Genomic DNA, 22,713 nt, shown 5'->3' on the forward strand with positions numbered 1-22,713 from the left:
TCCGGTGCCCAACCGCACACCCTGACGATCATGAACAGGATGAACAGGGCCGCCGCTGCACCGGAGTACCGCCCGGCGGCAGGGGCGCGGTTCACTGGGACCACCCCACCGGACAGGTACACCTCGCCAGGTGAGCCTCCGTCATACCTCTCTACCTCTGGATCAGTTCTGCGGCGCCGGGGCGGCCTGTCGATCGGCCCGCCCGGAACCCCGCCGATTCCGAGGCCTTGTGCCATCCCGCTCATCAGCGGGCCGACTCTCCTGTCGTACGCGCCTTACTCCCGACGAAGGGATCGGCATGGTCATCTCCCTCATGTCCTCGGAGCGCCAGCGCCCCCGCTTTCTCCGACCGGTGTGGCTCACGCCCAGGCGTCGCCCGGTGCGCCTGCTGGTCGACGGGCTGGATCTCGTCGGCAAGACCACGCTGGTCGACGAGCTGATGACGATGCTGGGCGAGCTCGGCGTCCCCGCCCGCCGGCACCAGGGCCTGCTCGCCCAGCGCCACCCCCTGCGAGGGGTCCTCGACCGCCTGCCGGTGCCTTACCACCGCAACACCGGTGTCACGGCCGCCCACCTGATCGCCGGCTTCGCCGTGGACGCGGTACTCGCCCGTATCGAAGCCCTCCGACCGGCCTCCGACAGCGCGGTCCTGGTGCAGGACAGCTACGTGGACCGTACGATCGCCGCCGGCCTCGCCGAAGGGCCCTTCCTCAGCGCGGCCATCGCGCTTTGGGCGGCCCCCTTGTTCCCGCGCTTCCACGTCGCCGCCTACCTACACGCCGAACCCGCCGTGCGCCGCGCCCGACTGCAGGATCGCGACCTTGCCGACATCGACGAGGGCGACCGCCGCACCGTCGAGGACGAGGGTTTCGCCCGCCGCTTCAACGCCGCGCTGCTGCACCACCTCGGCCACCGGCACGGCACCGTCCTGGTCTTCGACACCGGTGACCTGTCGCCCCGCGAGATCGCCCGCCGGATTCTCGCCGCCGCAGGCCTCACAGCTTCGCAGGAGGTCGGTCATGGCCGGGCCTGATGCCGGCTTCCGCTGGCGGGTTGCCGTCGCCTGCGACAAGGCCGGCGCCCTCCACCTCGCCGCGCTGACCGCAGACCTTCGCGCCAGCCGCCTGGTCGAGCAGGTCGTGGAAGCGACCCAGGCACCTGTGCCGTACCCCGAAGCGGCGCTGGCCGCCGCCGAACTGGTCGCGGCCGGGCATGCCGACCGGGCGCTGCTGGTCTGCCACACCGGTCTGGGAGTCTGCGTCGCGGCGAACAAGGTGGCTGGCATCCGCGCCGTCACCGCCCACGACGCTTACAGCGTCGAACACGCGATCCGCTACACCGACGCCCAGGTGCTGTGCCTGGGACAGGCGATCGTCCCGCTGGACCAGGCGCGCGAGCTGGTCCGGCTCTGGCTGACCCTGCACTTCGACCCGGACACCAAGGCCGCCCGCAGGCTCGCCGCCATCGCGGCCTACGAGCAGCGCCGCAGTCCGACGATCTGATCCGCACCCTCCCATCCGAACACGACCCCACCACGGAGACTGGCATGCACCTGTCGATCACGCGGTCGACCCTCAACAAGCAGATCCCGTACGCCGAGATGGTCCGCGCTGCGCACGCCGCCGGCTTCACGTTCGTCGAGTTGTCCGCGGCCAAGTGGGGCACCGCCCTCGACCAGGACCCCGGCCTGCGCGCCCTGATCGGCCCGGACGGCGTGCAGCCCTGGCACGCCGGCTGGAACCTGCGCCTGAACTGGGACACCGCGCGCTTCGCCGAGGCCCTGGCCGGAGCCGGCGCGGCCATGGACCTGACCGCGAGCCTGGGCAGCCGCAGCGGCACCCTCGTGCTCCCGCACGTCGACGACAGCGGCGCGCCGATCCCGGGCTCGGCCGAGGTGGTGGACCGGATCGGCTCCGTCGCCGATCTCGCGGCCTCGCGCGCGCTGAACGTGTGCGTGGAGTACATGGGCCTGCGGCCCAACGACCCGCCGGAGAACGGCGTGCGGACACTGCCCGGCGCCCTGGAGGTCCTGCGGCAGGTCGGCCGTCCCAACGCGGGCGTGCTCGTCGACTCCTTCCACTGGCACCTGTCCGGCTCGCCCGGTCTCGCGCAGATCCCCGACGGGATGCCGCTGTGGGTTCACTTCAACGACGCCCCGGCCGGCATCCCCGCGGCGGACCTGCGCGACCACCAGCGGGTACTGCCGGGCGAGGGCGTCATCGACCTGGTCCGGCTGCTGGAGGAGCTGGCGGCCTGGGGCTGGGATGGGCCGGTGTCGGTGGAGGTCAAGCACCCGGACCTGCACGCCATGCCCCCCGAGGAGGCGGCCCGCCGGGCGTTCGGGGCCGCGCGCGGCGTCCTGGCCCGGGCCGGAGTTGCCGCCGACGCGAACGGGGCGCGCCGGTGATCGCCGACGTCCGGCCCATGCTGCGCTTCCCGGACCAACCGGCCCAGGGCGGCTGGTACACCGACGAGGAGCGCGAGACGGTGCACCGCGTGCTCGAGGAGTCCATGGACTGGCGGACAGGGTTCCGCGCGAAGTCCTACGAGATCGAGTTCGAGGACGCCTTCGCCGCCCACACCCAGGCCCGGTACGCGATCGCCTACAACGGCGCCGGCTCCGCGATGGACCAGGTCGTCGCCTGCCTGGACCTGCGCCCCGAGGACGAGGTGATCTCCGGCGCACTGAACTTCCCCGGCCCCCACCTGTCCGTCCTGCGCGCCGGCGCCCGCCTAGTGCTCGCCGAACCCGACCCGGCCACCCTCAACCTCGACCCCGGCCACGTCGGCGAGCTGATCACCGACCGCACCCGGGCCATCCTGGTCACCCACATGAACGGCCTGCCCGCCGACATGCAGGCCCTGCTCGACCTCACCGAGAAGCACCCCCACCCCGAGCACGGCCCGGCCCGGATCATCGTGGACGCAGCCCGCGCCCTGGGCGCCCACACCGATCTCGGCCCGGTCGGCCGGGCCGGCTGGGCTACCGTCTTCTCCTTCCAGAGCAAGAAGGCGATGACCACCCTCGGCGAGGGAGGCATGGTCACCACCGCCGACGAGGACCTCGCGGTGAAGCTGCGCCGCCTGCGCAGCTTCGGCAAGGGCCGTCTGCTGGGGTCGAACTTCAAGCTGACGAAGCTGCAGTCCGCGGTCGGTCTGGTCCAGCTGCGTCGGCTGGAGGAGATGAACGAGCGCCGCATCGAGCTCGCCGAGCAGCGCGCCGCCCTGCTGGCCGACCTGGACGTGCCGGGTCTGCTGCTGCCGCCGAGCCTGGGCCGCGGCCACACCCACTACCTCTACAACCTGCTGCTGCCCCCGTCCTGGGGCACTGCGGGCCGGGACGAAGTGCGCCGGGTCCTGGCCGAGCAGCACGGCGTGGGCAGCGTTCCCGGCGACCGGCCCACCCACCTCGGGCACCGGCTCATCGGCGAGGCGACGGAGGGCCAACACCTGCCGATCGCCGAGCAGACCAGCGCCCGGCTCCTGCACCCATGCCTGCACCCGCAGATGAGCGATCAGGACAACCAGGACATCGCCAACGCGATCCGCAAGGCCGTGCTCCACGTCGCCGCCACGCTTCCCGCCTGACGCTCCGTCAGCATCCCGTGTCCCGGGGCCGGCCCGAACCGGTCGGCCCCGGCCCGACCTCTTCCCGAGGGAGCCCATGAGCGCCCGGCCCCTGACCGGAGTCACGGCCAGCACCGACGTCCACTCCAACCTGCAGCTGGCCCAGCCCCTGCTCGCGCACCTGCACCGGGCCCGCGCCGACCACCTCGTCGTCGACTGCGGGGACTGGTTCGAGGGGACCGGCTTCTACCAGCTCGGCGGCGGCACCGTCGAACGCCAGATCCTCACCCGTCTCTACGACGTCGTCGCCCCGGGCAACCACGGCTTCAGGCACTACCTGACCGACCCCAAGCTGCACCGGATCACCGTGTGCGCCAACGTCCTCGACGCCGACGCCCGCCCCGTCTTTCGCACCATCCACCGCGCGACCATCAGCAGCCGGCGCGTCGCCGTCACCGGCATCATGGGCCCCGAGGCATTCGACGCCGTCCGCATCGACCAGCGTCCCGGCCTGCAGCTGGCCGACCCCGCGACCACCCTGCGCGACCTGGCCGCCTGCACCCCGGACGTGGACGACTGGGTTCTGCTCTCCCACTCCGGCTTCGAGCACGACCTCGCCCTGGCCGCCGACTGCCCGCACCTCGGCCTGGTGTTCTCCGGCCACTGCCACACCGGACAGCGCAACCCCACCCCCGCCGGGCGCGCCCTAGTCGTCAAAGGCGCCGAGCGCGCCCACGGCTACGCCGAAGCCCACCTCGGCGCCGACGGCAGCTGGAGCGCCGGCCACGCCATCTACCCGAGCAGTGCCGCCCCCAACGCCCTGTCCGACCTCACCACCCGCATCGACCAGCTGGCCCGCCGCCTCGCCGAACCGATCGGCACCATCGCCCGCCCCTGGGCCGGCACCACCCCCGAGCGTCACGCCCTGCTCACCGCCGTCACCCGGCACCTGCACCACCAGCACCACCTGCCGGTCGTCCTCGCCGACTCCACCCTGCGTCCCGCGCCGCTCGGCACCACCCTGGCGCTGGGCGACCTACTCGCTCTGGAGCCGTACGCCAACCGCCTCGTCGTCGCCGAGGCCCCCTCCGACCTGGCGGCCTGGCTGGAGCGCATCAGCGCACCCGAGCTGGCCGGCCCGCTCGCCACCTGGCCGCTAGCCCCCGCCGAGACCGGCCCACAGCACGTGCTCACCAGCGACTACATCGCCGACACCTTCACCACCGGGCACCAGAAGCCGACCGGCCAGCTCGTCGCCGACGCCGTCCGCACCGTCCTGACCCACCTCCCGCGCAGCTGCGCCCACCCCGCACCGCGCACCGCCGCCCCCGTCCGCGACTGACCCGCCAACCCCCGCAAAGGACACCCCCTTGCCATCTACGTCGCCCCTAAGCGCCGAGACCGACCGGATCCGCCGCTCGGAGATCCTCCTCCACGGCCCCTACGACCTGGCGGGCAAGCCCGACCAGGCGTTGCGGGTGGTGTTCATGTCCTCGTACGGGTACGCCTACAGCTTGCTCGCCGGAGGGCCCGCTGCCCTCTACGACCTGATCAACCGCCGCCCGCAGGTGCCCGCCGTCGCCGAGCGGGCCGTGGCCTACGAGTGCCTGGTCGCGGATGCCAACCGCCTGCGTACCCCGGGCGGCGAGCCGTACCGCAGCATCGAGAACCCGGCCCCGGTCGCGGAGGCGGACATCGTCGGCGTCAGCGTCACCAACGCCGGGGACATGCACTCCGTCCTGCGCCTGCTCGACCTCGCCGGTATCCCCCGGCGCACCGCCGAGCGTGCTGCCGGCCGGCACCCGCTGGTCGTCGGCGGCAGCGGCGGACTGGCCAACCCCGAGCCGATGGCCGACTACCTCGACATCGTCGCCCTCGGCGACGCCGAACACTCCGTCCTGGAGCTGATCGACCTCGTCCACCGCAACCGCGACCTTGCGCGCACCGCGCTGCTCGAGCAGGCCGCCCGTATCCCCGGCCTGTACATCCCCTCCCTCTATGAGCACGACCTGCTGCCCGGCGGTGGCACCGCCGCCGTCCGCCCGCGCACCCTTACCGTGCCCGCCACCGCCCAGCCCCAGTACCTGACCGCCGCGGACCTGGGACCGGCGCACTTCACCTCGCCGATCAGCGACGGCAGCTGCGCCCTGGTCATCGCCAACCTCGGCTGCCGGCACTCCTGCCACATGTGCACGCTCGGGGTCCCGCAGTTCCGCAACGCCCCGATCGAGGAGCTCACCGCCTACATCGACACTCTGGAACGCCACCGCGTCCGCAAGATCATCATCTCGTCGCCGACCTTCACCCAGTACAAGCACCGCTACCAGCTGCTCGACCACATTGCCGCGTATGCCGATCGCGCCCCCGAACCGGTCAGCGTCATCATCGGTTCGGTGCGCGCCGACGAGGTCACCGCGCGCTACCTGGACGCCGTCGCCCGCGTTGACCCCGGGCACCTGTTCACCGAGCTGCAGCTGGACGCGCCCCGAGGGGTGATCACCATCGCGCCGGAGTTCGCCGCCGGCGACCTGGTGCGGATCTTCGGCAAGACCATGGACGAGACGCGGGTCGAGCGCGCGCTCGACCTGTGCCGCGGCCACAGCCACTTCGGGACCGTGATGCTGTACTTCATGGTCGGCGCGCCGGGCGAGACCGCCGAGGACCGCCTGGCCATCGCCGACTACGCCCACCGGGTCCACCAGCGCCTTCAGCGCAGCGACGCGGCGGTGATCGTCAAAATTCAGCAGTTCATGCCCAAACCCGGCACCACCTCGCAGCGCCTGCCGATGGCCGACCCCGACCTCGTGGACGACTGGATCACCGCGATCCGCAACCGGCTGACGACACTGGCCGGACCCGCCCACGACCGGTTCCGCGTCCTGTGGGGCGAGCGCAGCCGGCTGCTACTGGAGGCCGTCTGCGACCGTGGCGACCGCCGGATCGGCCACGTGCTGGAGACCCTGCACGACGCCGGCACCGACTTCACCTGCCTCACCAAGGCGCAGCTCGAAACGGCGCTGGCCGCCCACGGCCTCACCTTCACCCACCACCTGCGCGCCATCGCCGACAGCGAGGTGCTGGCCTGGCAGAGCGTCAACACCGTGCAGCCCGGTGCGGAGCAGCAGCTCGCCGCCGCCCTGCGCAACCGCCTGGCGGTGTCCGCGTGAGTCGGCGCCCCACCCCGCTGACCCTCGTTCCGGGCAAGCACACCCTGCCCTCCCTGGTCGACCCGGCCGAGCACGCCGCCTACATCCGCACCCGCCACCCGCAGGCCGACCTCGCCGCCACGGCCGGCACCGTCCTGGTCCACCAGCGCTCCGTACTGCGCCGCGCCCTGGACGGGCGCCAGGTCGAGGAGCTCGACCGGTGGGTGAGCGCGACACTCCACCTGGTGCGCTACCGCGGCAAGTCGATCGCCTTGTGCTCCTCGATCGGCCCCGGTGCCCCCGCCACCGCCCTGGTCGTCGAGCAGCTCACCGCCCTCGGCACCCCCGCGGTAATCTCGGTCGGCACCGCCGCCGCCCTGCGCCGCGACCTGCCGCCCGGCTCCCTGGTCATCTGCGACCGGGCGCTGCGCGGCGAGGGCACCTCCCGCCACTACCTTCCGCCGGCCGACTACGCCCACCCGGACCCCCGGCTCACCGCCGTCCTCGCCCGCGCCGTCGCCGACCACGGGCTGCGCCCGCGCCAAGGACCGGCGTGGACCACCGACGCGCTCTACCGCGAGAGTGCGACCGAGGCTCGCCTGTACGCCCGTCACGGCGTCCTTGCCGCCGACATGGAGGCGGCAGCCCTGTTCGCCGTCGGCCGCTACCGGCGCCTTCCCGTCGCCGCCGCCTTCGCGATCGCCGACTCCCTGATCGACCGCACCCCCCGCACCGACCACCCGTCCACCGCCGACGGCCTCGACCTCCTGCTCGCCGCCGCCCTGGACGCCCTCGCCACCTGCGCGAGTGCCGAGCAGGGGCCCCCGGCCACTAGGGTGGGGCCTCGCAAGGACGTGAAGGAGGAGCAACGTGGCTGACCAGCCCGGCCTGTTCACCGTCCTCGAAGGCACCGACGGAAGCGGCAAGAGCGCCATCACCGAGCAGCTGGTTGCCGCGCTGCGCGCCGCAGGGCACACCGTTCGCCGCCTCGATCGCGCCCGGCCGACCGGAGAGACGGCGCACGCCGCCCTGGTGCGCGCCGTCAACGAGCTGTTCCGCTCGCCCACTGCGACCGCGGCCGGCTGGGAGCACCTGAGCCTCGCCGCTGCGGCGCAGTACCACTCCATCCTGCACGCGCAGGTCGTACCCGCCGTGGCGGCGGGCGAGATCGTCATCGCCGACAGCTGGTGGGACAAGACTTGGGTGCGGCTGGGCCTGGAGGCCGAAATCGTCCAGCACCTCGACGAGCACCGGCGCCGGGCGCTCCAGGAGTGGCAGCAGGCGCTGCTGCCGCCCAGCCCCCTGCCCGTGCACCAGCGCCTGACCGTCCTGATCGACACCCCGATGCGGGACCGGATCGCCTGGTACCAGGCCGCGGGCTGCCCGGACGCGGTGCTCGGCCGCACGGGGGTCCTGACCCGCGAAACCGAGGAGTACGGCGAGTTCACCGAGCGCATCGCCACCGGCCTGCGTGAGCTCGCCGCCCGGCACCGCTGGCCCGTCGTCGCCAACGGCACCCACCGCACCGCCGCGCAGGCGGCCACCGACCTGTGCGCCCTGATCGAGCAGCGCACCCGATCCGCCGTCCATGCCCCGGAGCCCGTATGACCAGCAGCCCGAAGCCCACCGTCGACGCCATCGTGCTGACGATGAATGACCGCCCGCAGGAGTTCCCCCGGGCGATGGCCTCGCTCCTCGCCCAGGAAGGCGTGGACCTGCGCGCGGTGATCGTCGGCAACGGCTGCGAACCCGACTACGTGCCCGACGGCGTCGCGGCCGTCACCCTGCCGGAGAACCTCGGCATCCCCGAGGGCCGCAACGTCGGGGCCGACGCCCTCGCCGGTACCGACGCGGCGGAGTTCCTCTTCTTCTTCGACAACGACGCCATCCTGCCCGAGCGCGATGTCCTGGCCCGGCTCGTCGAACAGGCCCGTCGCCACCCGGAGGCCGCCTACATCCAGCCCCGGATCGCGGACCCCGACACCGGGGTCACCGTGCGGCGCTGGGTTCCGCGCCTTCGGGCCGGGGACCCGAGCCGGCCCGGCACCGTCACCGCGATGGCCGAAGGCGTCATCCTGATCCGCCGCAGCGACTTCGGGCGCGCCGGGCGTTGGCCGGGCCACTTCTTCCTCTATCACGAAGGCTTCGACTTGGCGCTGCGGATCTGGGACCTGGGCCGCACCGGCTACTACGCTCCGGAGATCATCGTCCACCACCCGGCCAGTGACCCGGCCCGCCACGCCCTGTACCTGCGCCTGGTCGCCCGCAACAGGGTCTGGGTCGCCTTCCGGCGCCTTCCCGCCCCGCTCGTCCCGATCTACATCACCTCGTGGATCGTCATCACGTCGCTACGCATGCGGCGCGACCGTGCCGCCCTGGCCACCTGGTTCAAGGGAATGCGGGAAGGCCTGCACGGCGGGCACGGCGAGCGCCGCCCGATCTCGTGGACCACGGTGTGGCGCCTGACCCGGGCGGGGCGTCCCCCGATCCTGTGACGGCCGGCCCCGAGCGGGCGGCGCCTACCCGGCGCCGCTCACGCCGGCACCGGCGCGCGGTTGTTCCACCGCTCCTCCTGCGTCCGGTCACGCAGCGGTGCAACCAGCCACGGCACCAGCCGCGGCACCGGCACCGCATCCAGCTGCTCGACGGGGTACAGCAGACCCCGCTCGTCCAAATCGGCGGTCCAGACCGCGAACCGGGCGTTCGGCGCGGCCGGGTTGACGCCGATCTCGCCCTTCGGGCCGCAGGCGCCGTTGAAGGGCACACAGATGCCCTCGGCGTTCCAGTACGTCCACGCTTCCAGCGCCTTGACCTGCTCGAAGACGTGGTACAGCTGCGGGTAGCGCTCCAGCAGGCGCACCTCGCGGAAGAGCAGCTGACCCAGCAGGTGCGGTGCCGCGGCGGCCAGCTGGTCGGGGCTGATCCGCTGGAAGGAGACGTCGCGCACATCCTGGCCCGGCGCGAGGCCGGTGGCGGCGAACTGGTGGGCAACGCGCCGCCGCACGTAGGCGGCGACCCCGCCGGCGAGGCCGGGCTCGATACGGCCGACGAGGCCGAGCAAGCGCGCGTGGCCGGGCTGGAACTGGCCGAGGTCGAAGAGGGTGCCCATACTGGCCACGGCGTCGAACGCCAGCTGCTTATAGAGGTGGTTGTTCAACTCCCCGTACTCCGCGCACTCCTGGGTGGCGCGGCTGCGGGAGTGGAGCATCAGGTACTCGGCGACAGCCTCGAAGTAGAGGTAGCCGAGGAAGGGGACGATGGGGACGGCGTCGGCGAGGGCGTCGACGAAGGGCTGGTCCTCGCCCTCCTGGCCGGCGGCCTCGCGCAGCACCAGGTCGAGCAGCGCCGCGGTGGCGTGGACCCGGTCCGTGACCGAGCGCGTGACCTGATCCTCTTCCGCAGTGGTAAGGATGTGGCGGAACGCCTGGTAGGTGCGCAAGTGGACGGCGCCCAAGCGCAGGTAGTCCAGCCCCTTCACCGGGCCGGGCCGGTCGGGCACCACCTCGATGACCAACGGGGTGCTGCCGCGGCGGCTGTCCAGGTCGCTGCGGCTGCCCAGCATGTGCGCGCCGAGGTTGTGCGGACGCAAGGCGCCGCCGGTCAGCGGGGTGAGCGGGGCGCCATAGACAGCGCCAACCAGGCAGCCGGTGGAGGCCAGGAGCTGGCCGCTGGCGCGCACCTGGTCCAGGGAGCGGGTCAGGTGCAGGAGGCGCACCGGGGCACCGGCGGCGAGGGTGCTCAGCAAGGCGTTGGCGTGCAGAAGGTGCCCGTTGGGGGCCTGCTCGAGCTGCCCGCGCCACTCGGCTTCGCCGGCGGCCAGGCCAGCGGGCGCCGCCCGTCGAGGCGCAGCGCTGAAATCGGTGTGGGCGTGGTCCCATTCGGTGTGCACGGCCTCTTCTCCTGCTACGCGGGCAGCACGGCGTCGAGCGCCTGCCGCAGGGCTTGGTGGTTGGTGGCGCCGTCGAGGCGGGCCTGTTCGCTGTGGACCAGGAGGTCGTGGGCGAGCGGGGGTGCCCAGGCGGGGACGGGCCGACGCAGCCGGGCCGGGTCGGGCCACCAGCGCTCCAGCGGCAGCCGGTAGCGGTCGAGGGCATCGGCGGCCTTGAGCAGGTCGACGGCCTGGCCATGTTGCCGGTCCGCAGTGGTCTGCTCGTCGGTGAACGCGCTGTGGGGGACGTCGTGGAGGGCGACGGCGGTGACCGCCTCGGCCGTGAGCCCGGTGCCGGCCATGCCGAATGCTTCGATCACAGCGTCGGCCTGGTCGGTGAGCCAGTCGGCGGCGCGCTGGCCGTGGCCGGGGTCGTCGCGGTCGTTGTGGCGGCGGCAGTCATGGCACGCGGCTGCGATCGCGAGCGCGCGGGCCCGTTCGGGCCCGACGCCGTGGGCCGGAGCAAGGAGTTGGACAAGGACGGCGACGCGGGCGCCATGCCGCACCCCGTGGATCGACTCGGCGGCCCGGGCGTGGGCGAACCAGGCCACGTTGGGAACGAACAGCGTCGGGCGCTCCGTAGTGCGATGCCGTGGCGCGCTGTCGGGGGGCCGGTTGCACGCGATCCAGGACAGCGTCGCCGGGTCCAGGACCTGATGGTCGGGAAGACGGCCAGCCAACGCCAGCGTGCGCAGCGTCAGGTCCGCCGGCAGTTGCTCGGAGGAAGTCATTCAGGGGCTCCAGGAAGAGGTGGCGCGGGCAGGGGACAGTCGGCTGCTCCGGCTCATGCCGCGCCGCCTCGCCGCGCGGGGTGCGCAGAGTGGCGGCGCGACGGGCAGGGCCGGTGCGCTCAGCGCCAGAGGGCGTGCAGCGCGTCGATGACCCGCCGCACGTCGGCGGCGGTCATGGCCGGGTAACACGGCAGGGACAGCTCCCGAGCGGCGACCCGCTCGGTGACGGGCAGGTAGGTCTCGAGGTTGCGGTAGGCGGCAAGCCGGTGCACCGGCTTGAAGTGCACGCTGGTGCCGATCCCGTGCACGTCGCGCAGCGCGTCGGCCACCGTGTCCCGGGTGCGGTCGGCGGCCGGGTCGATCAGCACCGGGTACAGGAACCAGCCGTGCCGGACTTCCTCCAGGACGGTCGGCAGGCGCAGTCCGGGCAGGCCGGCCAGCGAGTGGTCGTAGGCGGCGGCGATCCGGGCCCGGGCCGCGGTGAAGTCCGCCAGCTTCTCCCACTGTCGCAGGCCGACCGCCGCCGTGATGTCGGGCATCGTGTACTTCAGGCCCGGGACGGCGACGTCGTACTCGGCGGTGCGCCGCTCGCCGTGCCGGCGCCAGGCGGAGGAGTCGATGCCGTGGCGGCCCAGCAGCCGGGCCTGCTCGACGAGGTCGCCGCGGCCAGCGAGCAGGCCGCCCTCGCCGCAGGTGATGACCTTGTTGGCGTAGAAGGAGAAGACGGTCAGGTCGCCGACGGAGCCGGCCCGGGCGCCGTCGCGCCAGGCGTGCAGGGCGTGGGCGGCGTCCTCGATCAGCAGTAGCTGGTGGTTGTCGGCCAGCTTGCGAAAGGCGGCCAGGTCGCAGGGCTGGCCGGCGTAGTGCATGACGGCGATCGCCTTCGTCCGGGGGGTGATCGCCGCCTCGGCCGCCGCCGGGTCGAGGTTGAAGGTCACCTGGTCGACGTCGGCGAACACCGGGGCGGCGCCGCACTGGACCACGGCGTTGGGCACCGCGCAGAACGTCAGGCTCGGCGTGATCACCTCGTCGCCGGGCCCGATCCCGGCGGCGAGCAGGGCCAGGTGCACGGCTGCCGTGCAGGAGGAGACCGCGAACGCGTCCTGGGCGCCGAGCGCCTCCCGCACCGCCTCCTCGAACCGGGTGGCCTTGGGCCCGTGGGTCAGCCAACCGGAGCGAAGCGTGTCCAGGACCTCCGCTTCCTCCTCCGGGCCGATCGAGGGGCGGTTCCACGGCAGGAACGGCACGGCGGCTACCGGCCGGGCCGGCATGTCGATGCTCATGCCTGCCCCCACGCCCTCGCGTACTCGGTGCCGTAGCGCCGGCAGTCGGCGGTGTCCAGGCGCCTGGTCTTCCCGGCGGCGAAGGCGGCGATCAGGCCACGGTGGTTGTCGTACTGGGCCTGCGCGGGGTCGGCGACCTGGCCGGTCAGCACCAGGTCGGCGACCTCGCGCGCCCCGTCCTTGAGAGTCGTGGAGCACGCGCCGGGCAACGCACGCTGGAGCCGGGCGAAGGAGACCCGGTAGTCGCGGGCGTCCGTCTCGTCCCGCTCCGGGCCGCGGTCGATCGCCGCGCCGGGCACGACCTCGGCGACCGTGGCGGCGATGTCGCCGATGGTGTAGTTCTCCGGGTCGCTGCCCACGTTCCAGGCACCGGTCAGGCGCTGGCCCAGCACCCCGGCCAGGACCTGTGCCACGTCCCCGACGTGCACCAGCGGCCGGCGCTGGGAGCCGCCGTTGAGGGGGATGCGGCCGGTAAAGGCGGCGGTGGCGGCCATCTTGTTGACCACCGAGTCCAGCCGCTGGCGGGGCGAGGAGCCGTGGACCGTGGCCAGGCGAAGGCTGGTCAGCGCGCAGTCCGCACCGAGCACATCGGGCAGGCGCCGTTCGGCCAGCACCTTGGTGCGGGCGTAGATGCCCAGCGGGTTGGGCTCGGTGTCCTCGTCGACGGTGCCCTCGTGCAGCCCGTAGACGCTGCACGAGGAGAAGAACACGTAGTGCCCGACGCCGGACGCCGCAGCGGCCTCGGCGGCGATCATCGGGGAGGCGTAGTTGAGTTCGACCGCGAGCTGCTCGTCCACCTGGCTGGCGGGCTCGCCGACGATCCCGCCCAGGTGCACCACGGCGTCCGCGCCGGCGCTGGCCTCGGCCAGCAGCGCGGCGTCGCGCAGGTCCCCGCGCACGAACCGGGCGGTGCGCGGCAGCAGGACGGTGGGGTCGTCCTCGCGGTGGTAGATCAGCCCGTCCACCACGGTGACCTCGTGGCCCAGCGCGGCCAGGCGGTGGGAGGCGACGGTGCCCAGGTATCCGGCACCGCCGAGCAGTACGACTCGCATCAGGATGATCCTTTCGGTCAGGCGGCCAGCACGGCGGCGCCGGCGGCAGCGGGGGCGGTAAACCAGTCCGGGACGGCCCCGGGGGTGGCCTTCAGCCAGGCCACGTACCGGTCGATGCCGTCGGCGAGACGGATGCCGGGCTGCCAGCCGAGGAGGGCGGCGGCGCGGCGGGTGTCGGCGTAGCCGCCGAGCGGGTCGCCCTCGGGCCTGGGCGTCTCGACGAAGGCGGCGCCCGGGTAGTGGGCGGCGATGAGTTCGGCGATCTCCCGGACCGTCGTGGGCACGCCGGTGCCGACGTTGACCGTCTGTCCGGCCATCTCGTCGGTGACCAGGGCCAGGATCGTGGCGTGGGCGATGTCGTCGACGTGAACCATGTCCCGCACCTGCCGGCCGCCGCCGTTCAGCCGGATCGGGCGGCCGGTGTGGGCGGACATCGCCATCCACGGCACCATCCACGAGTGCGAGGCGGGCTTGGGCACCTGCGGGTCGCCGTAGACGGAGAAGTACCGCACCATGGCGTGCTCGGTGCCGGTGCCCTCGAGCATCAGCCGCACCTGGTGCTCCGCCCAGACCTTTGTGTTGGCGTAGACGGAGATCGGGGTGAGCGGCCGGTCCTCCGTGAACCGCGCCGGACCGTCTCCCGCAGGAGTGCCGTCGCCGTACACGGAGGCGGAGGACACGAACACCAGCCGCTTCACCGCGGTCTCAGTGACGGCGTCCAGCAGCGTCTGGGTGCCGTGCACGTTGCTGGCGAAGGCGATGTCCGGGTTGCGCGTGCAGGCCGCGACGTCCGCGTACGCAGCGGCGTGGATCACGAAGTCCGCTCGGCCAGTCAGCCACTTGACGGTGGCTCGCTCGCGGACATCCCCAAGGACGACCTCGGCCGCGTGCCGGTCCACCTCGAACCGGTCGCGCACCGCGTGCGGGTAGGCGTCGAAGCTGTCCAGGACGAGCGGGTGGGCCCCGTGCGAGGCGAGCTGGGCAACGATGCGGCTGCCGACCAGGCCGCCGCCGCCGGTGACCAGCACGGTGGCTCCGGCCAGCCGCCGCGTACGTGAGTCTGACGGTGCGTCAACCATGAGGGAATTTCCTCCCCTTGGAGTGCGTGAATCTGTTCCGTTAGTCAACCCCCGGCGCCGACACGGAGGTACCGTGTTCCCCCGCTCATCACGTTCATCCTGTTCATGATCATCAGTGGGGGTGCGAATTGTCGGCACCAAAGAGGCCCAACCGGCAACTGGCCGCCGTCCTCCAAGAAGCTGGGTTCACGTACGAAGCCCTGGCCAGAGCGGTCAGGGCGCTCGCCATTGAAGCGGGAGTGAAGCTGGGAACCTCCCGATCGGCGGTGCACTCCTGGGTGGTCGCCGGCGCCATCCCGTCCGGGCTAACGCCCACCTACGTTGCCGAGGCACTCAGCAGGAAGCTCCGACGGCGCGTGACAGTCGCCGAGATCGGTCTAGGCTCAGACGTCATCGGGGACACGAACGCCCCGGACCCCCTGGCCGCCGCTTCCGATCTCGGGAGGCTCATCGTGCACAACCGCCGGGACTTCCTCTCCCTCGCGTTCTCCGCCGGCGCCGTTCTCTTCCCGCTCAACTACGACCCCCAGGCCGCTGCCGCCGCCCTACGCGCCACAGCCACAGGCCACCGCGTCGGCATCGACGAAGTCGCCACCGTCCGCCAGTTCACCGAGATGTTCCGCACCGCTGACGAGCGCCTCGGCGGCGGCCACGGACTCGTCGCCATCGCGTCGTTCCTCAACGACGTCGTCACCCCGATGCTCAACGGCACCTTCCCGAACGACCAAGTCCGCCGAAGCGCCTTCGGAGCCGGAGCCGAGCTGGCCACTCTGGTCGGATGGAAGTGCCACGACCTCGGCCGCGAGGGCGCAGCCCAACGCTTCTACCAACTCGCCTACCAATTCGCATGCGAGTCCGACCCTGCCGGTCACAGCGCATGGGCCATGCGCGCCCTTACCCACCAAGCCCTCGACATCGGCCACCCGGCAGGCACCATCGACGTCGCCGAAGCCGCGCTGGCGCGCGCACGCGGCCGAGTCTGCCCGCAAACCGAGGCCCTGCTGCTCATCACTGCCGCCCGAGCGCACGGTGCCAGCGGGAACGGCCCGACCGCCGCCGCCCTCATCCTCGCCGCGGAGGACGCCATGCTCGCGAGCAACGATGACATCCCCGCTTACGCTGCGGCGGCCGGCCCGGCCGCCGCTGTGGTCGCCTCCCACACCGGGCGAACGCTAACCGAGATGAAGGATCACGCAGCAGCGGAACGGCACTACCGCACGGCGCTGAACAAGCGGGTCCCGGGCACCTACCACCGGGTCCGCGGCATCACGTTTGCCAACATCGCCAAGTCCGTTGCCGCTCAGCACCGACACGAGGAAGCCGTCGGGCTGTGGAGCCAGAGCCTCGACCTCATGGACGGCGTCATCTCCCGCCGCAACGGCAAGGAACTGGAAACGATGCGCTCGAACCTCGCCCTCTACGCACAGAGGGGGATCCCCGGCGCAGCCGAGCTCTCACAGCGAGCCGCCTCCATAACCGCCGTGTGAGCGCCCCCGCCACCAGCCCCGTCTGAGATGTGGTGGTCGGTTCCCATCTACACGGTGAAGTAGGCGATGAAGTACTGGCGGAAGGCGACTGCAAGGCCCATCGTCACGCAAAAGGACCCGGCCGGGCCGACGCCCCGGGCGACGGTCTGGGCGGTGCCGATCAGCAGGTGACCTTCCTGGAATTCACCGCATAGGACGTTGCTGAACACCTTCGGAGAGAGCCGGGGTACCGATAGGCGAGACTGTTCACGGTCGACGTCCCCGTCCGAGGCGGCCCGATCGCTGCCCGATTTCGCTCACCTCGCGGTCCAGTAGTCCAGGCAGCGCCGGCGGCGGTTGCCTGCCCCGCCCCGCGCTGGCGCCCCGGTGGAGGGCACCGTTCGTAGTTGTACCGGCATCCCCGGGCCTGCCATCCTGGTCCAGCCGAAAACTAGGGGAGTGCTGTGGTCGCCGATCGCCGAAGCTGGATCTCGTTCGAACGCCATCGTGACGCCTTCGCGCCAGTATCCGTCGCACAGTCGCTCGCTGCCGGTATCGGCATTGTCGGGGTGACGGCCGTCAGCGCCACCGTTGCATTTTTCGTCACGGAGTGGAATCTCGAACAGTGGCATCCGACCCAGGCGTTCGGGTTCGCGTTGAAGGTTCTCGGCTTCTATCCGCTCCTCCCAGGATTCTGTGCGCTCGTCCTTTCGGTGGTTGCGACCTGGGTTTCCGTGGCGGGTGTGTTCGGCAAGGGCGGCTCCCACGAGGATGACGACCGCTGCACGTGCCGCAGGTGTCGCTGGAGCTACTGGGTTGCGCTGGATCTGCGCAGGCTGCTGCGCCCTGCCAGGTCAGTGGTCATGACGGCGGTAGCGGCTCTGCTGGTCGGGCTGGCGGCCGATGCGGCCACCGCTGCGGGCCTTGGCCTCTTCCGCCTGGCGGATGGGCAGGCGATGGCCCTAAGGATCGCCGCGGGTCTCCTTGGCTTTGTCTTGTTTATGGCTGGATTCGTCGCCCACATCGCCAACGTCCCCTGGTCGCTTCTGTCGACCTTCGGCGTATTCGAATCCTGGAAAGACCGGAAATGGTGGCAGAAGAACGGGAACGCTCCGGAGCTGGCCGCCCTGACCGCGGCACTCGATCCCAATAACGCGCAAGAGCAGCTTTTCCAGAATTTCCTGAAGTCAAATACGCTTCCCCGGAATATCAACGGAGAGGGAGAGACCCCGGAGACGTACCGGCTGCTCGGGGTCGATGCGGAGTGGACCGCCCCGGCAGACTCGCTCGGGCTGGTGCCGGCGACGTGGCCCGAAGGCTGGGAGCTCGTCCGCCAGGAGCTCGGGTTCTTCTGGTTCCAGCTACTCGATGAGGCGGGCACGCCGATGGTCGAGGGGCTGGTCAACAGCAAGGTGTACGACCCGCGGGCGTTCCTACGCCTGACCGCCGCCGGACGACAGGAGGCCCGACGGGTGTGGCGCGGCCTGCCGGAGAGCCAGCGGGCCCTGGTGCAGCAGCGCGGCGGTCCGTGGAAGCCGGCGCACCGGACGGTGGAAGCTGGCCCGCGCTTCGGCGAGGGAGACAACTACCCTCTGGTCGCCGCCCGGCTCCGGGCCAAGGGCTGGAACGTTGGCAAGGAGTCGGCCACCGGTATCCAGATCACGCTCTCCGACGCGGCGTCCGCTTGGACTGCCGAGCGTGAGGCGGGGGAGAGCTTCTGGCTGCTTCCCAGCGGGACTGACGCGCCGCGGACGGGCTGCGCCGACGCCGGATCCTATCCGTGGTATCCGCAGGCAACACGCGCCTCCTGGCAGAACCCGGGTGCGATTGCCGATGAGGTCGACCAGATCCTTCGGCAGGGCTACCGCGAGGAACTGTGCCCGGATGGCGAAGACGCCGACGTGGTCTAGAAGGTCCTGACCGGCCTGGCCCAGACGCGACGCTCTACGAGATGCCCGGCGGCTTCACGGAGGAGGCCACGACCCCGGCGTGACGGCCGCACGCGAGCTCCTGGAGGAAACCGGCTACAAGGGCGACCCCGAGCCTGCCGGCTCCTGCTGGGACGATGCCGGATCGACCGCCAAGCGCCACGCCTACGTCGCCCGCAACTGCGTCCGCGTCGCCGAACAGAAGTTTGACGAGATGGAGTTCGTCTCCGTCGAGCTGATCGAACTCGACGAGTTCAAGAAGGTCATGCGGGCTGGCCTGATGACCGACGTCGAGCTCGCCTACCTCGCTCTCGACCACCTCGGCCTCCTGTAGCCGAAGCGGCAACGTTGGCCGCCTTCCCGTCTACACGGTGAAGTAGGCGATGAAGTACCGGCGGAAGGCGACCGCAAGACCCATCGTCACGCAGAAGGCCCCGGCCGGGCCGACGCCCCGAGCGACGGTCTGGGCGGTGCCGATCAGCAGGTGATCGGCCGCGTAGATGGAGCCCATGCACAGACCCAATCCGACGAGCAGGAGAAGGGGCAGGCGTAGCCCCGGGGTGATCAGCGAGGGGCTCCGGCGTCGAAGACGCCCGCTGGAGACCGTAACCATGGGTCTTCCTCCTGTCCTTCGTCGGTTCAGGTTACCGGCGCGCTTGGGCCGTGCGATGCCGAATGGCACACGCCGATGTGTGGGGCGGACCAGCGGGCCGCCGGTAGTCGGCGGCCTCAATCCGCGACCGCTTCCAGGAAGTCGGCGTACCGTGCCAGCGCCAGGCCGAGCTCCTCCCGGCCGGCACTCTCCGGCGGGCTTGCCCGCCACAGCTCGATCGCGCACCGCCGGATCTCGTGTTCCTCGTAGCTCGGCGGCCCGGCCTGGAGGGTCGGGTCACACAGGGGCAGGAGGCCGGTCAGGATGCTCCGCGCGGCTGCGGACTCGGGGTGCCGGGCGGCCCGGCGGGCGACGGCGCCCACGCGGCTGATGCTGGTGGTCCGGCCGACTGTCCGGGCCGTCAGCTCCAACCACCGCTCGTCGCCCAGGCCCTCCCGGTACGCGAAGTCGCCGGCCCCGTGCAGGTGTCCGGCGGTGCCGGGGAGGTCGAGGGCGAGGACGTGCTCCCAGAACTGTGCGGCGTTGTCGAAGAAGGCCACGTTGTTCTCGTCGGCGGCCTGCGGCAGGACCCAGGCCGTCCTGCTCAGGAGTTGCGAGACCGCCGCCGGTGCGCCGTCGCCCGTGCTGAGGAGGGAGAGGAAGTCCTGCTGCCCACCGAGCGCGTCGGCGTCGACAACCAGGACCGCGGCGCAGACCTCTACGGCGGTGGGGTGGACGTGGGGACGGCGCAGGCACGCGGCGAGCTGTGCGCGGTCGAGGTGCCGGAGCAGGGCGACGCTGGCGGGGCCGAAGCGGTGGGTGATGAGTGCGGTGATGGCGGGCGGCGACGGCTGCTCCAGGTCGAACAGCTGCGTCGCGCGGTCGTCGGCCCACTGGGGGGCTTGGTCGAGGATGGCCGGGAGGTGGCTGCCGATCACGGCCATGACGCGGTCGTCCGACCCATCGGCGAGCAGGGTCTCCAGAAGGCCGTCGACCGGCGGCGCCACCTCTGCCGGCGGCACTGCACAGGCCAGGCCCCACGAGATCAGGGCGTCCAAGGCGATTCCGCCCAGCTGGCTGTCTGCGACCCGCAGTGGATCGGCCGTTGAGCGCGTCGGTGCGCTCCAGGCGGCGACGATTGCCTCCAGCCACGGTACGTAGGACTCTTCCAGCGCTCCGAGGTCGATCCCGAGCGCCCACGACTCACGCAGCAGCAGAGCCATGGCCAGTTCCGCCTCCCCGCGCTCGTCGTCCGCCAGGCCGGTGTCCGCGGCCAGAACGTCCCAGAGGGCTTCGGCGGCCGCGCCGGCGGTTGCCGCGCGGTCCGGGAGCGGGCACGGCGTGGAAGCGATGGGCGTGCGCAGCGCCGCGAGGTAGGCGCGCTGGAGGGGCGGTTCCTCGAGGGCGCCGACGACGGCCGGCACCGAGGCAGCCCACGCGGTCGGCTCGGTCGCGATGAGCTGGCCCAGGACGATCCGGGCGTAGTCGGGGGAGAGGTCACCGCAACGCTGCCGGGCGAGGAGCTCGGCGGCTGCCGCGGGGGCGCCCTTGGCCGTCACCAGGGGCGCGATCTGCTGGGCGGTGGCCCTGAGCGGATCGAGGTAGGGGATCGGCCGGAGGCGGGGGAGAGGTCGTCGTGGCGGAGGCCCGAGGAGCGCGCTCACGGCGTCGACCACCGGCTGCAACGGTTCCAGGACGGCGGGCGGCAGTACGGGGGCGAGCGACCACGCCGCTGACCAGCCCTTCGGGGCTCTCTTGTCCGGCCAGGTGGCCAGCGCCTCGATGCCTGCGGCGAGTTCGTCCGGCGTCGGGGCCGGTCCGAGGGCGGTGGCGAGTACCGCCTCCAGATTCGGCCGGTCGTCCGCCGGGCGCCGCTCGAGGGCCGCGGCCACGAAGTCGACCCAATCGGCGGTGACCCGCACGACGTCGCCGATGCGGGAGAGCAGGTCGAGCGCCCGCCGGTCCCAGTCCTCGCCGCTTCCGGGTGGAGCGGGCACCTCCAGGAGGTGCACGGCGACCATCCGGTCAGCCCATCGGCGGGGGCCGGGCAGGGCGTCAGCCCACGGCGCGGTGCGCTGGTCCAGCCTGACCCCGTTCAGCGCCTCGGTGCGCGCGAAGTCCAGCTGGGCCCGGGCGAGGATTCGCTCAACCGCCGGTCCGTGATCGTCGGCGACTACCACGTGCCGGAGGTCGTCCACCATGTCGAGATCGGCCGGCAGGCGGTCGTCGTGGCCGGCCTCCGGGGCCAGCCCGGCCGCCATGCCCGCAGCCAGCGCCTCGCGGACCGCGCGCGCCGGCACCGCGGGCTCGGTCCCGTCCGGCGGGTACGCGGCCGCCTGGAGCTCGACCAGGTTCTGCTGGATCTCCCAGCGGTTGGTGTCCGGGGTGTCGAGCAGGTGGACGAGCAGGTGCTGGGCGACGGAGACCCACGCGCGGTCGCGCTGGCCGGCCGGAATGTCGATGAGCCAGACGATCAGGAGCGGTTGCAGGGCGTCGAGGGCCTGCGGGGATGTCGCGACGGCCTGGACAAGAGACGACGACGGTGCGCCGATGGCGCGGGCCACACGCAGGAGGCCGTCCAGCACTCGCGGATCGGCGCTGGTGAAGGCCTCCTGGTGCTCTATCAGCCAGGCGAGAACCTTCTGGGGTTCGGCGGCGGCGACGCGCTGGAGGTAGGGCTGGGCCGGCCATCGGTCGGCCTCCGGGAGGAGCCGTGCCTGGTCGAGGAGGTCCAGCCAGTGCGGGCTTTCGGCGTGGGTGAAGAAGTAGCGGACGGCTCGCCGCTGGTGCAGGCGCGCCACGGCTTCGACGTCCTCGGCCGTGGGGGCGTCGGTGCGCACGAGGGCCACCAGGATGGGGGCGAGGTCGGGAAGGTCGAGGACCAGCTGCTCGACATGGGCGACGACCTGCTCGAAGAGCATGCGTGTACCCGCTTCGCCGTCCGCAGCCTTGCCGTGCAGGACCGCCGATGAGTCCCGGTAGAACCGCGCCCATGCGCGGATCGCCTCCGCCTCGCCCGGCCCCGGACTCTCCTGCGTCCACCGCTGGACCAGGTGCGCGATCTGACGGTTGCGGAACGCCCCTGGCTCGCTCTTCTCGCGCTCAAGGTAGGTGAACGCCGCCCGCAAGCCGGCCAGGCCGTCCGGCGCCGCGCCGTTCGGGTCCGTGCCAGCGCCAGACTTCCGGGCGTGGTGGAGGCGGGCGAGCACATCCAGGAGCGGCCGCTGATCCTCGGGCCTATCCGGCAGCGCGCTCAGGCCGGCGACCTCGGTGAGGAGCTCGCGCACTGCGGCGTACTCCGGTCCCGGATCGCCCGGGTCCGGGAGGCGCTCGGACGGCATCTTGATCAGGGGCTGTAGGGCCCTGCCGATGCCGGCCCTCGGGTCCAGGTGCTCGGGCGGCTCCTCGCTGGTGTCGAGGGCCGCGAGCAGCTTGTCCATCGGCTTCGTCGGTCCGGTCGGCCGCCGCAAGAACGCCCGCAGCTCCTTGAAGACCTGTTCCTGAGCGTCACGGATGCCCTCGAACTCCTCGCCGGCCTCCTTGAGCAGGCTGTCGATCGCGGAGCGGCACGAAGCCAGCGCGCCCTCGAACGGCTGCGCCCAGCGATGGGCCTCGGCCAGCTTCTGCTGGGCATCCCGCAGGTGGCCCAGGGCCCGCTGCCCGTTCGTGCCGAGAGCGGTCAGGGCCTGCGCGATCCGGGAGCCGTCGGCCAGGCGGTCGGGTTCAGCGCCCCGGTCGGGCGCGCCGTCATCGGTCACCGGCCCACGCTATCGGGTTCTTCCGGTGCGTCGGAGGCCCCGCCGTCGAGCCAGCGGCGAGACCAGCTGCCGACCGCGGGCGGCGGTGCGGTCCGGGAACGGCGGTTGTCGGACCTGATCGGTCTTCCGGCCCGCGCCGGGCGGCCCGCTGATCGGCACCGCCCGCGTCCTCGAGAAGTCGGG

The 22,713-nt window shown here is 72.2% G+C and carries 20 protein-coding genes; 12 read left to right on the plus strand and 8 right to left on the minus strand.

Going from position 1 to position 22,713, the window contains the following annotated elements; translation table 11 throughout:
* Positions 1-298 precede the first annotated feature (298 nt).
* From ACFWXO_RS16510 to ACFWXO_RS16550, 9 genes are all read left to right on the plus strand, one after another.
* Positions 299-1,033, plus strand: a complete 735-nt coding sequence (locus tag ACFWXO_RS16510) for a hypothetical protein (protein WP_380524636.1) — start codon at positions 299-301, stop codon at positions 1,031-1,033.
* Positions 1,020-1,502 carry an RpiB/LacA/LacB family sugar-phosphate isomerase gene (locus tag ACFWXO_RS16515; RefSeq protein WP_380524637.1) on the plus strand — a complete coding sequence of 161 codons (483 nt, stop codon included), beginning with the start codon at positions 1,020-1,022 and terminating at the stop codon, positions 1,500-1,502. The genes ACFWXO_RS16510 and ACFWXO_RS16515 overlap by 14 nt, the downstream gene beginning before the upstream one ends.
* A gap of 44 nt (positions 1,503-1,546) precedes the next feature.
* Positions 1,547-2,407, plus strand: coding sequence for a sugar phosphate isomerase/epimerase family protein (locus ACFWXO_RS16520; RefSeq protein WP_380524638.1), 861 nt, complete (start codon positions 1,547-1,549; stop codon positions 2,405-2,407).
* Complete coding sequence (locus ACFWXO_RS16525) at positions 2,404-3,588, plus strand: DegT/DnrJ/EryC1/StrS family aminotransferase (protein ID WP_380524639.1); 1,185 nt, start codon at positions 2,404-2,406, stop codon at positions 3,586-3,588. Before ACFWXO_RS16520 ends, ACFWXO_RS16525 begins: the two co-directional genes overlap by 4 nt.
* A gap of 76 nt (positions 3,589-3,664) precedes the next feature.
* On the plus strand, positions 3,665-4,909 hold the full coding sequence (locus ACFWXO_RS16530; protein WP_380524640.1) for a metallophosphoesterase: 1,245 nt from the start codon (positions 3,665-3,667) through the stop codon (positions 4,907-4,909).
* A 28-nt stretch (positions 4,910-4,937) separates the two neighbouring features.
* Positions 4,938-6,734 carry a radical SAM protein gene (locus tag ACFWXO_RS16535; RefSeq protein WP_380524641.1) on the plus strand — a complete coding sequence of 599 codons (1,797 nt, stop codon included), beginning with the start codon at positions 4,938-4,940 and terminating at the stop codon, positions 6,732-6,734.
* Entirely contained in the window at positions 6,731-7,591 is an 861-nt protein-coding gene (locus tag ACFWXO_RS16540) for a nucleoside phosphorylase (protein WP_380524642.1), read from the plus strand. Before ACFWXO_RS16535 ends, ACFWXO_RS16540 begins: the two co-directional genes overlap by 4 nt.
* Complete coding sequence (locus tag ACFWXO_RS16545) at positions 7,584-8,321, plus strand: dTMP kinase (protein ID WP_380524643.1); 738 nt, start codon at positions 7,584-7,586, stop codon at positions 8,319-8,321. The genes ACFWXO_RS16540 and ACFWXO_RS16545 overlap by 8 nt, the downstream gene beginning before the upstream one ends.
* Positions 8,318-9,208: a glycosyltransferase family 2 protein gene (locus ACFWXO_RS16550; protein ID WP_380524644.1), complete on the plus strand. Its 891-nt coding sequence runs from the start codon at positions 8,318-8,320 to the stop codon at positions 9,206-9,208. Before ACFWXO_RS16545 ends, ACFWXO_RS16550 begins: the two co-directional genes overlap by 4 nt.
* 38 nt (positions 9,209-9,246) lie before the next feature.
* On the opposite strand, the gene ACFWXO_RS16555 is transcribed toward ACFWXO_RS16550, so the two are convergent.
* From ACFWXO_RS16555 to ACFWXO_RS16575, 5 genes are all read right to left on the minus strand, one after another.
* Entirely contained in the window at positions 9,247-10,602 is a 1,356-nt protein-coding gene (locus ACFWXO_RS16555; RefSeq protein ID WP_380524645.1) for a hypothetical protein, read from the minus strand.
* Positions 10,603-10,616: 14 nt separating this feature from the next.
* On the minus strand, positions 10,617-11,372 hold the full coding sequence (locus ACFWXO_RS16560; protein ID WP_380524646.1) for a hypothetical protein: 756 nt from the start codon (positions 11,370-11,372) through the stop codon (positions 10,617-10,619).
* 119 nt (positions 11,373-11,491) lie between these two features.
* Entirely contained in the window at positions 11,492-12,655 is a 1,164-nt protein-coding gene (locus tag ACFWXO_RS16565; RefSeq protein ID WP_380524647.1) for a DegT/DnrJ/EryC1/StrS family aminotransferase, read from the minus strand.
* A complete protein-coding gene (locus ACFWXO_RS16570; RefSeq protein WP_380524648.1) occupies positions 12,652-13,707 on the minus strand; it encodes an NAD-dependent epimerase/dehydratase family protein in 1,056 nt (351 codons plus the stop codon). The genes ACFWXO_RS16565 and ACFWXO_RS16570 overlap by 4 nt, the downstream gene beginning before the upstream one ends.
* Positions 13,708-13,724: 17 nt before the next feature.
* Positions 13,725-14,786, minus strand: a complete 1,062-nt coding sequence (locus tag ACFWXO_RS16575; protein ID WP_380524649.1) for an NAD-dependent epimerase/dehydratase family protein — start codon at positions 14,784-14,786, stop codon at positions 13,725-13,727.
* A 356-nt stretch (positions 14,787-15,142) separates the two neighbouring features.
* Between ACFWXO_RS16575 and ACFWXO_RS16580 the strand changes: the two genes are divergently transcribed.
* Complete coding sequence (locus ACFWXO_RS16580) at positions 15,143-16,273, plus strand: tetratricopeptide repeat protein (protein ID WP_380524650.1); 1,131 nt, start codon at positions 15,143-15,145, stop codon at positions 16,271-16,273.
* Between the two features lie 47 nt (positions 16,274-16,320).
* Here ACFWXO_RS16580 and ACFWXO_RS16585 read toward each other — a convergent pair whose 3' ends face one another.
* On the minus strand, positions 16,321-16,482 hold the full coding sequence (locus ACFWXO_RS16585) for a hypothetical protein (protein WP_380524651.1): 162 nt from the start codon (positions 16,480-16,482) through the stop codon (positions 16,321-16,323).
* 234 nt (positions 16,483-16,716) lie between these two features.
* Between ACFWXO_RS16585 and ACFWXO_RS16590 the strand changes: the two genes are divergently transcribed.
* Positions 16,717-18,162: a hypothetical protein gene (locus ACFWXO_RS16590; protein ID WP_380524652.1), complete on the plus strand. Its 1,446-nt coding sequence runs from the start codon at positions 16,717-16,719 to the stop codon at positions 18,160-18,162.
* A 79-nt stretch (positions 18,163-18,241) separates the two neighbouring features.
* Complete coding sequence (locus ACFWXO_RS16595; protein WP_380524653.1) at positions 18,242-18,514, plus strand: NUDIX hydrolase; 273 nt, start codon at positions 18,242-18,244, stop codon at positions 18,512-18,514.
* A 30-nt stretch (positions 18,515-18,544) separates the two neighbouring features.
* Here ACFWXO_RS16595 and ACFWXO_RS16600 read toward each other — a convergent pair whose 3' ends face one another.
* Positions 18,545-18,691, minus strand: a complete 147-nt coding sequence (locus tag ACFWXO_RS16600; RefSeq protein WP_380524654.1) for a hypothetical protein — start codon at positions 18,689-18,691, stop codon at positions 18,545-18,547.
* 218 nt (positions 18,692-18,909) lie between these two features.
* A complete protein-coding gene (locus ACFWXO_RS16605; RefSeq protein WP_380524655.1) occupies positions 18,910-22,530 on the minus strand; it encodes a hypothetical protein in 3,621 nt (1,206 codons plus the stop codon).
* Positions 22,531-22,713 lie beyond the last annotated feature (183 nt).

The sequence above is a fragment of the Kitasatospora sp. NPDC059088 genome (assembly GCF_042738155.1).
In the GTDB taxonomy this organism is placed as follows: domain Bacteria; phylum Actinomycetota; class Actinomycetes; order Streptomycetales; family Streptomycetaceae; genus Kitasatospora.

What these genes read in the sequence shown, in the direction of transcription:
- ACFWXO_RS16510 (WP_380524636.1), top strand. Translation starts at nt 299, where the DNA reads ATGGTCATCTCCCTCATGTCCTCGGAGCGCCAGCGCCCCCGCTTTCTC.
- ACFWXO_RS16515 (WP_380524637.1), top strand. Translation starts at nt 1,020, where the DNA reads ATGGCCGGGCCTGATGCCGGCTTCCGCTGGCGGGTTGCCGTCGCCTGC.
- ACFWXO_RS16520 (WP_380524638.1), top strand. Translation starts at nt 1,547, where the DNA reads ATGCACCTGTCGATCACGCGGTCGACCCTCAACAAGCAGATCCCGTAC.
- ACFWXO_RS16530 (WP_380524640.1), top strand. Translation starts at nt 3,665, where the DNA reads ATGAGCGCCCGGCCCCTGACCGGAGTCACGGCCAGCACCGACGTCCAC.
- ACFWXO_RS16550 (WP_380524644.1), top strand. Translation starts at nt 8,318, where the DNA reads ATGACCAGCAGCCCGAAGCCCACCGTCGACGCCATCGTGCTGACGATG.
- ACFWXO_RS16560 (WP_380524646.1), bottom strand. Translation starts at nt 11,372, where the DNA reads ATGACTTCCTCCGAGCAACTGCCGGCGGACCTGACGCTGCGCACGCTG.
- ACFWXO_RS16565 (WP_380524647.1), bottom strand. Translation starts at nt 12,655, where the DNA reads ATGAGCATCGACATGCCGGCCCGGCCGGTAGCCGCCGTGCCGTTCCTG.
- ACFWXO_RS16570 (WP_380524648.1), bottom strand. Translation starts at nt 13,707, where the DNA reads ATGCGAGTCGTACTGCTCGGCGGTGCCGGATACCTGGGCACCGTCGCC.
- ACFWXO_RS16575 (WP_380524649.1), bottom strand. Translation starts at nt 14,786, where the DNA reads ATGGTTGACGCACCGTCAGACTCACGTACGCGGCGGCTGGCCGGAGCC.
- ACFWXO_RS16600 (WP_380524654.1), bottom strand. Translation starts at nt 18,691, where the DNA reads ATGGGCTCCATCTACGCGGCCGATCACCTGCTGATCGGCACCGCCCAG.